The sequence below is a fragment of the Aquabacterium sp. genome, assembly GCF_004297345.1.
Lineage (GTDB): Bacteria > Pseudomonadota > Gammaproteobacteria > Burkholderiales > Burkholderiaceae_C > Aquabacterium.
Genome location: NZ_SCTN01000232.1, coordinates 1 through 9,829, shown reverse-complemented (window position 1 = coordinate 9,829; position 9,829 = coordinate 1). Strand labels below are relative to the sequence as shown.

The following is a 9,829-nucleotide window of genomic DNA, read 5'->3' as shown; positions in this document are numbered from 1 at the left end:
CCAGGAACTGCTGGTGCTCCAGGCCGTGGAAGATGCCAACGAGCGCCAGAAGACCGTGCTGGTCAACAAGGTCGTCAAGCGCTTTAGCGCCGATCTGACGGGCAAGCACTTCGCCGTCTGGGGCCTGGCGTTCAAGCCCAACACGGATGACATGCGTGAAGCGACCAGCCGCGTGGTGCTGGCCGAACTGTTCGAGCGCGGCGCCACCGTCACGGTCTACGACCCTGTTGCCATGCCTGAGGCCAAACGCATCTTCGGCGACGAGCCGCGCCTGAAGTACGCCGACAGCCCGAACACAGCCTTGCAAGGCGCCGACGCGCTGATCATCGTCACGGAGTGGAAGGAGTTCCGCAGCCCTGACTTCGAGAAGATCAAGTCCAGCCTGAAGACACCGGTCATTTTCGACGGCCGCAACTTGTATGAACCTGAACTGGTCAAACAAGCCGGCTTGAGCTACGACAGCATCGGTCGCGCCAGCGTGCAGGCCTGATGGCCGCCCCGGGTGGCCCTCAGCGGCCACCCAAGGCTGGCAGCGTGATGATGAATCGGCTGCCACCGCCCTCCCGGGCGTCACAACGCACCTGGCCCTCATGCCGCAAGGCAATCTGACGGACCAGGCTCAACCCCAGCCCGACGCCACCGGCATGTTCAGCATGCCCTGGGAGGCGATAGAAGGGCTCGAAGATGCGATCGCGCTGATCCTCGGGCACACCGGGGCCACGGTCGCAGATGCGGATCTCGATGGACTTGGGCAGGTACGCCAACTCCAGCTCGATCTGCGACCCGCCGTAGCGGCGTGCGTTTTCCAGCAGATTGCGTACAGCCCGGCGCAGCAAACGCTCGTCCCCCTGATAGGGCGCCTGACCTTGTGCACGCTCATCAGGCAGCACCTCTGCGCCCACCCGCAAGGCCTCTTCGGTCACCAGGCCCAGCAGGTCAACCGGGGTTCGCTCGATATGAGGCCGCGCATCCAGCCGGCTGGCGAGCAAGACTTCTTCCACCAGGCTGTCCAGCTCGCGAATGTCCTGATGGATCTCGTCCTTGAGTTGGGCGGCGCGTGCGGGCGGCATGTCGCCCATGATGGACACGGCCATCTTCAATCTGGCCAAGGGTGAGCGCAATTCATGGCTCGCATTGGCCAGGAGATTGCGGTTGGAGGTCACCAGATCTTCAATTCGCTGGGCTGCCTCGTTGAAGCTGCCCGCCAGTGCGGCCACCTCGTCCTTGCCTTCAACAGCGACGCGATGAGCCAGCTGACCAGACCCGAACGCCTCGACGCCCGTCCGCAAAGCCTGCAGCCGACGCGTGAGGCGATTGGCCACGGGCCAGGCCCCAACAGCCACGGCCACGAACAGCAGAATCAGGGACAGGATCAGCGCAGGCACGCCATGCGCCTGCGAGTTGGGCAGCATCCAGGCCAGCGGCGCAAACCAGGGCTGCATCTCCGGGCGTGGCGGCGGCATGGGCGGCTCGTTCGGCCCCATGTTGACGCTCAACTGCCCAGGTCCACCAAGTGGAGGACCACCATGTCCGTCTCGGCCAAAGGCGTCAGGGCCAGGCGCCCCCCCATGACCGCCAGGGCCACCAGGGCCGCCACCAAAACCAGGCCCTGGACGCGCACGCCCGCCCGGCAGGCCAGGCCGCATGATCCACAGCACACGACCGTCTGAGAGGCGCGCCTGCTGCATGCGGTCGCGCAACTCGGGCCAGCGCTCCAGGCGCTCCGCCAAAACCGGCGAGGTAGCCAGGCGCTTTCCTCTGGGTGTATCCAGCGCCATGGGCAGACGCAAGCGGTCCGCCCAATCCAGGAACACACGAGCCTGCTCGCTCTCAGGCTCGGTCACAGCGGGCAGGCTGTTCTCCAGCAACTCGCCCCAGGCGGCCGCGCGCTCCTGCCATACGGCCATTGACTGCACCTGGGTGCGCTCGTGCTCCATATTGTGCTGCGCCAGCCACCCGGAGACCAGGGCAAAGACCAGCAGGACCGTTACGACGGTCAGGTAGATGCGCAGCGCCAGCGTCTTCATGGGGTATCGACGTCGGCGTCCTGTTTCTTGGCGAACACATAGCCCACACCACGCACGGTCAGGATGCGGCGTGGCTCCTTGGGATCGTCCTCGATCGCGGCGCGGATGCGCGAGATGTGCACGTCAATGGAGCGGTCAAAAGCCTCCAGCGGGTGGCCCTTGAGCGAATCCATGATCTGGTCACGGCTGAGCACGCGCCCAGGATGCTGCGCCAGTACGGACAGCAGATCGAACTGATACGAGGTGAGATCGCAAGCCTTGCCATCCAGGCGCACCTGGCGCAAACCGGCATCGATCTCCAGGCGACCGAAACGCCAGACGTCATCGTCCTCGGCCACCGGGCCGGTGCGGCGCAAGAGCGCACGCAAACGGGCCAGCAGTTCGCGCGGCTCGAAAGGCTTGGGCAGATAGTCGTCCGCGCCAATTTCCAGGCCGACGATGCGATCGGTCGGCTCGCCCCGGGCGCTGAGCATCAGCAAGGGCAGGCTGCGCGTCTTCGGTGTAGCGCGCAACTCCTTGCACAGATCCAGACCATCGCCATCGGGCAGCATCAGATCAAGCACCAGGGCATCGCAGGCCTGGCGGGCCAGCATGTCGCGGCCAGCCGCCAGCGTGGGGGCGTTGGACACCTGGTAGCCGTGGCTGCGCAGGTAATCACCCACCATGGCGCTCAGGCGCAGGTCGTCGTCAATCAGCAGAATGTGCTCGCTCATATCCGGCATTGTCGCGCGCTCCATGATCAACGCTCCTCGGGTTGTCGCTCGGATGCGCCGCCATGGCGATGTTCCTCATGCGCGCCATCGCGGCCGTCACGGCCTTCGCGGCGCTCCTGCATGTGGCGCATCATGTCTTCGTGGCGCTTTTCCATCTGCTTGGCCACGATGGCGCGCTGATCCGGCGTGAGCACATTACCCACATCCAGCATGGCCTGCATCAGGCGCTTGCTGATCTTGTCGTGATGCGCCTGCATCTGCTGGCGGAGTTTTTCGGCGGCGCCAGCGTCGATCTTCGGCGCGGCCCACAGTTTCAGGCCCTGCTCATGCAGGCCCTTGCCTTCCTCGTGCAGTGCCTTCAGGTCGGATTGAGCCCTGTCGGTGATCTGCTGGATCTGCGTGCGCTGCACGTCTGACACCTTGGCGTCGTCCAGCAGGCGCTGCAAATGGCGGCCACCAAAGGGCATGCCGCCCATGTCACCCATGCTGCCGCCACCAGCACCCATCATGCCCATGCCATGCGGGGGCATGCGTGAACCAGGCTCATCGCCACCGGCCCAAGCGCTGATGCTCAACACCACAGAAGCCGTGGTCGCGGCGATCAGGGCACCCAAGGCCCAGCGTTGCTTGTGGGAGGAGTTGGAGGCGCGGCCTGCCTGGGCAGACTCAGGGTGGCGAATCTCATTCATGACGATATCTCCGTTGTAGGCGGGACCTCGCGTTGGAGGCCATGACGTCATGATGATCAAGGGGGGTAAAGCGGCTGTGGCGCCAGGGTAAAGATGTGTGAACCCTGAAAAGACAAAAGCCCGCTGCCGGGAAGGCATGCGGGCTGTGTCATTGGCGGAGAGGGTGGGATTCGAACCCACGGTACGTTATTCACGTACGCCTGATTTCGAGTCAGGTACATTCGACCACTCTGCCACCTCTCCTAAAACTGGTGCGCTCGTGGTCAACGGCGTAGCCCGCAACTATAGCAGGTTTTCCAGCTGTGGCTCAAGCTTTCAGAAACTCGGCGCCACCCAGGTAGGGGCGCAGTGCCGCGGGCACGCGGATGCTGCCATCAGCCTGCTGATGATTCTCCAGCACCGCCACCATGGCGCGCCCCACCGCCAGGCCGGAGCCATTGAGTGTGTGCACCAGCTCGTTCTTGCCCTGGGCGTTCTTGAAACGCGCCTGCATGCGGCGAGCCTGGAAGGCCTCGCAGTTCGAGCAGGAGCTGATCTCGCGGTAGGTGTTCTGCGCGGGCAGCCACACTTCCAGGTCATAGGTCTTGGTGGCGCCAAAACCCATGTCGCCCGTGCACAGGGACATCACGCGGTAAGGCAGTTCCAGCTTTTGCAGGATGGCTTCTGCGTGGCCCACCATCTGCTCCAGCGCTTCGTAGCTTTGCTCGGGCGTGGTGATCTGCACCATCTCGACCTTGTCGAACTGATGCTGGCGGATCATGCCGCGTGTGTCGCGCCCGGCGCTGCCGGCTTCCGAGCGGAAGCAAGGCGTGTGGCCCGTGAGCTTGATGGGCAACTGGTCCATCGGCAGCACCGTGTCGGCCACCGTGTTGGTCAGCGTCACTTCCGAGGTCGGGATCAGGTACCACTTGCTGTCAGACGCTTCGCCATCACCCGAGGTCACGTGGAACAAGTCCTGTTCGAACTTGGGCAACTGGCCGGTGCCTTGCAGGGCCTTGGCCTGAACCAGATAAGGCGTGTAGCACTCGGTGTAGCCGTGCTCTTGCGTCTGCGTGTCCAGCATGAACTGGGCAAGCGCGCGGTGCAGGCGGGCGATCGGGCCGCGCAGGAAGGTAAAGCGCGAACCAGACAGCTTGGCGCCGGTTTCGAAATCCAGGCCCAGCGGGGCACCCACGTCCACGTGGTCCTTGGCTTCGAAGGCGTAAGTCTGCGGCGTGCCCCAGCGGCGCACTTCCACATTGCCGGATTCGTCCGAACCAACAGGCACGCTCTCGTGAGGCAGATTGGGCACGGCCAGCAACATGCTAGAGATCTCGATCTGGATGACGTCCAGGCGCTCGGCACTGGCCTTGAGCTCGTCGCCAATGCCGCCCACCTGTGCCATCAGCGCAGACGTGTCTTCACCCTTGCTCTTGAGCCCGCCGATCTGCTTGGACAGGCTGTTGCGCTGGGATTGCAACTCTTCCGTGCGCATCTGGATGGTCTTGCGCTCGGCCTCCAGCTCGCGAAAGCGGGCTTCGTCCAGGAAAGGTTGCGGCGTCTTGCGCTTGGACAGGCCGGCGATGACGCTGTCGAGGTCTTTGCGCAGCAGGGCGATATCGAGCATGGTGTGTAGAGAGAAAGGTTTTATGTACTTGACTGCGTAGCTTACCGCGCAGTGTTGGCTGTTCGGTGGCGGGCTGGGCCGCACCACCGGCTATTGCGGCATGCAAGGCATGCGTGCGATCAGGATCCGACGCGCTCCGAGGGCAAGGGCCGATCCAGCCCCGTGCCACCCAGGCCCTTGGGCAGCGGAAAGCGCACATGCTCTTCCACGCCTTGCATGCGACGCACAGACACGGCACCCAAGGCACGCAAGCGGGCGATCACCTGCTGCACCAGCACGTCTGGCGCCGACGCACCCGCGGTCAGCCCCACGCGGGCATGGCCCTGAAACCAGCTTTCCTGCAGATCTTCAGGGCTGTCGACCATGTAGGCCGGCGTGCCCAGGCGTTCGGCCAGTTCGCGCAAGCGGTTGCTGTTGGAGCTGGTCGGGCTGCCCACCACGATCACCACGTCCACCTGCGGCGCCATCAGCTTGATGGCATCCTGGCGGTTCTGCGTGGCGTAGCAGATGTCCTGCTGTTTGGGCTCGCGGACCAAGGGGAAGCGCTGCTTGATGGAGGCGAGGATTGCTGCCGCATCGTCCACGGACAAGGTCGTCTGCGTAACCACGGCCAGGCGCGATGGATCCGTCACCTGCACCCGCGCCACATCATCCTCATCCTCGACCAGGTAGATGCCATCGGACAACTGCCCCATCGTGCCCTCGACTTCCGGATGGCCCTTGTGGCCGATCATCAGGAACTCGTAGCCCTCGCGGCGCAGCTTGGCCACCTCGATGTGAACCTTGGTCACTAGCGGGCAGGTGGCATCGAATACGGTGAAGCCGCGTTCGTCCGCCTCGCGGCGCACGTCCTGGCTGACGCCGTGGGCGCTGAAGATCAGCGTGGCACCGGGCGGCACCTCGGCCAGGTCTTCGATGAAGATGGCGCCTTTGCCCTTGAGGTCGTTGACCACATAGGTGTTATGCACGATCTCGTGGCGCACGTAGATGGGCGCGCCGAACTGGGCCAGCGCCCGCTCGACGATCTCGATGGCTCGGTCCACCCCGGCACAAAAGCCGCGTGGCTCGGCCAGCAGCACGTCCTTGACTTCACTCATGGCAGCGGCACTCATGCGCGATCACAGCACGCCAATCAACTGCACCTCGAAGGTGACAGGCTGACCGGCAAGAGGGTGGTTGAAATCGAACAAGGCCCACTCACCGCCTTCGTCCATCTCGCGCACGACGCCCGCAAAAGCGCCCTGGCCATCAGGTGTCGGGAACTGGACCACATCGCCCACACTCCAGGTTTCATCGGGGTCACCCAGCTCGCGCAGCAGGCTCATGGCCACCTTCTGAATCATCTCGGGGTTGCGCGGCCCGAAGGCCTCACCGGGTTCCAGTGCGAGGGTGGTGCGCGTGCCTTCGGTCAGGCCGATCAAGCGCAACTCCAGCGCGGGCGACATCTCACCTGAGCCCACGGACAGCGTGGCGGGCTTGTCGTTGAAGGTGTTGACCAGGTCATCCCCATCCGGACCAGCCAGGCGGTAGTGCAATGTCAGGAAAGAGCCTTGGGCGACGGTAGGGACAGCGTTGGTCATGATCAGGTCCACAACATCCTGCGGCCGATTGGGAAGCCCACTTCAGGGGGCCCCTTTCAGAAGGATGGGGGTGAGATTGGAGAAAACGACAATTTTAGGTTTGAGAAGCACATCCAGGGAAATAAAGACCATGAAAGACATGCCTTTGGCGCTGCGGCCGCGCGAAAAACTGCTTTCCATGGGCGCCACGGCGCTGGCAGACGCCGAATTGCTGGCGCTTTTGCTGCGAACGGGCATGAAAGGCCTGGGCGTATTGCAGCTGGCGGAAAAAGTGCTGCAGGACCTGGGTGGCCTGAGCGGCTTGCTGCAAGCGCATCCGCAGCAGCTGAGCAAGGTCAAAGGCCTGGGCCCCGCCAAACGCGCCGAGTTGCTGGCCGTCATGGAAATGGCGCGGCGCAGCATGACAGGGAGCCTGCGCACGCAGCCCGTGTTCACCTCGCCACAACTGGTCAAGGACTACGTGCAGATGCGGCTGGGTGCCCTGCCCCATGAGGTCTTTGCCGTGCTGTTTCTGGATGCGCAGCAAAAACTGATTGCCTGCGAAGAACTCTTCAGAGGCACCTTGACGCAGACCAGCGTCTACCCGCGCGAGGTGGTCAAGCGCTCGCTCGAACTGAACGCCGCGAATGTGATCCTCGCCCACAACCACCCTTCTGGCGCGCTGGAGCCATCACGCGCCGACGAGCTGCTCACGCAAACACTCAAGAGCAGCCTGCAACTGGTGGATGTGCGTGTGCTGGATCACCTGGTGGTGAGCCGTCATGGCGCCATGTCGTTCGCGGAACGGGGTTTGATGTAATTTCGAAACGCGGGATTTCGCGGACCTGCTGATACAGGTCAAGGGGCCCGAGAACGTCTTGATATTGATGTAGGCTTGCACCCCGTGAGCCACGCCAACAAGCCTCCCGCCAACACCACGCTGCGCGACTTTGCTGACTTGAAGCGCGCGCTGAACAGTGCTGCCAAAGAGGCCGCAGCCAAAGCGGCGCAAGAGAAGGCCGAGCGAGCCAAACGCGAGGCCGCACAACGCAGTCAGGAAGCTGACAGCGCCTTGTTCAAGAAGGCCGTCGGCCAGGTCAACACCCTGCCTTCGTCAGGCCGCGTCATCCACCAGACAGCCAAGCCCAAACCGGTGCCAGCCAGCCGTCAGATGGACGAAAAAGCTGTGCTGCAGGAATCCCTGTCTGACGAGTTTGATGTGGAAAGCCTGCTGGAAACGGACGAGAGCCTGTCCTGGCGTCGGCCGGAGCTGGGCCTGGATGTCGTGCGCAAGCTACGCCGTGGCGTCTGGGCGCTGCAGGCCGAACTGGATCTGCACGGTCTGCGCACAGACGAAGCCCGCGTGCAGACATCCGGTTTTCTGCGTGAGGCCCAGATCAAGGGTCTGCGATGCGTGCGCATCATCCATGGCAAGGGTCTGGGCTCGCCAGGGCGCCAGCCCGTGCTCAAGGACAAGGTCAAGCGCTGGCTGGTGCAGAGCGACCGTGTACTGGCCTTTGTGCAGGCTCGGGCCGATGAAGGCGGCATTGGCGCGCTCATCGTGCTGCTTCAACCAGGCAAATCCGGTCCTTCGCCCTCCAACTAAGGGCTTCCCCTAGGGTGCATGTGTGGCTAGACTCGTGAACTAATCACGCCTAGCCCTTGGCTTCATTGGCTATTGCAGCCCTACTTGCACATGACCATGCCTGTCGTATTCCGCTCCGCTGTTCGTTCGGCCTTGATTGGCCTGCTGGCCTGCGCCTGGCCTCTGACCCATGCAGCAGAAGCATCCAGCCTGGTGAGCACGCCCGATGGCAGCTACGAAGAACTGCGCTTTTACACGCCGGGTGACAGCATCCCGACCAATGTGGGCGCCGCGCAAGGCAGCAGCAATCTGTGCACATCAGGTGCCAATGCAGGCCAGGTTTGCGCAGAGACACTGGGCTTTCAGTCCATCACAGCCGGCTTGGTCACCAGCTACGGCTACGCTGAAACCGCCAGCACGCCCGTGGTCTATCAGAACCTCTCGCCTGCCCACGCGGGCCTGGGTGTCGCTGCCTTGAATGGTGCAGCCATCAGCACCGACACGAGCATCGATCAGGCTGAAGGTATCTCGCTGCTGTTCGCCAACCCGGTGAGCGTGCTGGGCTTCACCTTCTTTGACGTGAACCATCAGGCCTTCGCACCTGGCAGCGCGCCCACCATCCAGTTGATCGTGGACGAGCGCAACTACACGCTCAACGCGGCTGACACCTCTTTGCTGTCGAGCATCAAGGGCAAGGAATTCACCTTGCTGGGCGGGGCCACGTCTTACTACCTGGGTGCCGTGCGCATTGCCGCGGTACCTGAGGCTTCGACATGGGCCCTGATGGGCTTGGGCCTGGTGGGCATCGGCTTGGCAGCCCGCCGTCAACGCCGCAGCTGAAGGCCAGAGCCCGAGCCGAGGCTGCGGGCTTAAAACACCATCACACGCCTTTGTTGCGCATCCAGTCAGCCGTCTGGAAAAAGGCCTGATGCAAACGGGCCGCCAGATTCGGCTCGACTTCCAGCTCGTTCATCGCCTGCATCATGCAAGCCAGCCATTGATCGCGCTCCTTGATGCCGATCGAGAACGGCAAATGGCGCGCGCGCAGCCTGGGGTGGCCGAAGCGCTCGATGTACATGCTTGGGCCGCCCAGCCAGCCGCTGAGGAACCAATAGAGCTTGTCGCGGGCATCGTGCAATAAGGGCCCATGCGCCTGTCGCAGCTCCAGATAACCGGGCTCCAGGTCCATCAGGTCATAAAAGCGATCCACGAGTGCGCGCACACGGGCATCGCCACCCAGCAGCTCATACGCTGTGGGCGAATTGTCTTCAACGTCTTGATCTTCAGATTGCGCCATGACGGCACTGTAATGCAGAGCCGAGAGGCAGCAACTCAGTTGCGAGCCAACAAGCGCGTGGCCACTTGCACCACACCTTGAGACGCCGCGCAGCCAGGATGCAACTCCAGCACCAACTGGCGCTTTTGCACCGCTTCGCGCACGCTGTTGTCCTGCGGGATATCGCCCAGGAAACTGAGCTTGGGGGCCACGCCATTGCCGTTTTGCACGAAGCGCTCGACCACCTGCTGCAGTTGATTGCAGATGGTGCGGCCATCGCCGGCACGGGACACCTGGTTGACCACCAGATGCAACTGCTCGCGCGATTGCTGCGTGGCCAGCACCTTGATGGTGGCGTAGGCGTCGGTCATGGA

Annotated in this window: 11 protein-coding genes, 1 tRNA gene and 1 pseudogene; 4 read left to right on the top strand and 9 right to left on the bottom strand. The window is 63.4% G+C overall.

The genetic code is table 11. From position 1 onward, the window contains the following. On the top strand, nucleotides 1-490 hold a 490-nt coding region (locus EPO09_RS08370), incomplete at its 5' end, for a UDP binding domain-containing protein (protein ID WP_290642061.1). A 19-nt stretch (nucleotides 491-509) separates the two neighbouring features. On the opposite strand, the gene EPO09_RS08365 is transcribed toward EPO09_RS08370, so the two are convergent. From EPO09_RS08365 to EPO09_RS08335, 7 genes are all read right to left on the bottom strand, one after another. Continuing rightward, nucleotides 510-2,027 carry a HAMP domain-containing sensor histidine kinase gene (locus EPO09_RS08365; protein ID WP_290642059.1) on the bottom strand — a complete coding sequence of 506 codons (1,518 nt, stop codon included), beginning with the start codon at nucleotides 2,025-2,027 and terminating at the stop codon, nucleotides 510-512. Further along, entirely contained in the window at nucleotides 2,024-2,740 is a 717-nt protein-coding gene (locus EPO09_RS08360) for a response regulator transcription factor (RefSeq protein WP_290642063.1), read from the bottom strand. The genes EPO09_RS08365 and EPO09_RS08360 overlap by 4 nt, the downstream gene beginning before the upstream one ends. A 26-nt stretch (nucleotides 2,741-2,766) precedes the next feature. Beyond that, entirely contained in the window at nucleotides 2,767-3,429 is a 663-nt protein-coding gene (locus tag EPO09_RS08355) for a Spy/CpxP family protein refolding chaperone (RefSeq protein ID WP_290642057.1), read from the bottom strand. Nucleotides 3,430-3,581: 152 nt separating this feature from the next. After that, a tRNA-Ser gene (locus tag EPO09_RS08350) sits at nucleotides 3,582-3,672 on the bottom strand. A 64-nt stretch (nucleotides 3,673-3,736) separates the two neighbouring features. Further along, nucleotides 3,737-5,035: a serine--tRNA ligase gene (gene serS / locus EPO09_RS08345; protein ID WP_290642055.1), complete on the bottom strand. Its 1,299-nt coding sequence runs from the start codon at nucleotides 5,033-5,035 to the stop codon at nucleotides 3,737-3,739. Between the two features lie 119 nt (nucleotides 5,036-5,154). Continuing rightward, nucleotides 5,155-6,132 carry a 4-hydroxy-3-methylbut-2-enyl diphosphate reductase gene (gene ispH / locus EPO09_RS08340; protein ID WP_290642053.1) on the bottom strand — a complete coding sequence of 326 codons (978 nt, stop codon included), beginning with the start codon at nucleotides 6,130-6,132 and terminating at the stop codon, nucleotides 5,155-5,157. 21 nt (nucleotides 6,133-6,153) lie between these two features. Next, on the bottom strand, nucleotides 6,154-6,615 hold the full coding sequence (locus EPO09_RS08335) for an FKBP-type peptidyl-prolyl cis-trans isomerase (RefSeq protein WP_290642051.1): 462 nt from the start codon (nucleotides 6,613-6,615) through the stop codon (nucleotides 6,154-6,156). A 130-nt stretch (nucleotides 6,616-6,745) separates the two neighbouring features. Between EPO09_RS08335 and radC the strand changes: the two genes are divergently transcribed. From radC to EPO09_RS08320, 3 genes are all read left to right on the top strand, one after another. Continuing rightward, nucleotides 6,746-7,414 carry a DNA repair protein RadC gene (gene radC, locus EPO09_RS08330; protein ID WP_290642049.1) on the top strand — a complete coding sequence of 223 codons (669 nt, stop codon included), beginning with the start codon at nucleotides 6,746-6,748 and terminating at the stop codon, nucleotides 7,412-7,414. Between the two features lie 84 nt (nucleotides 7,415-7,498). Continuing rightward, complete coding sequence (locus tag EPO09_RS08325) at nucleotides 7,499-8,200, top strand: Smr/MutS family protein (protein WP_290642047.1); 702 nt, start codon at nucleotides 7,499-7,501, stop codon at nucleotides 8,198-8,200. A 96-nt stretch (nucleotides 8,201-8,296) separates the two neighbouring features. Further along, the gene (locus EPO09_RS08320; protein ID WP_290642045.1) at nucleotides 8,297-9,019 is read left to right on the top strand and encodes a PEP-CTERM sorting domain-containing protein; all 723 of its coding nucleotides are present in this window, start codon (nucleotides 8,297-8,299) and stop codon (nucleotides 9,017-9,019) included. A gap of 40 nt (nucleotides 9,020-9,059) precedes the next feature. Here the strand turns inward: EPO09_RS08320 and EPO09_RS08315 are convergent, their stop codons facing one another. After that, complete coding sequence (locus EPO09_RS08315) at nucleotides 9,060-9,476, bottom strand: group II truncated hemoglobin (RefSeq protein ID WP_290642044.1); 417 nt, start codon at nucleotides 9,474-9,476, stop codon at nucleotides 9,060-9,062. 35 nt (nucleotides 9,477-9,511) lie between these two features. Then, nucleotides 9,512-9,829, bottom strand: a pseudogene (locus tag EPO09_RS08310) (MinD/ParA family protein); the annotation flags it as partial.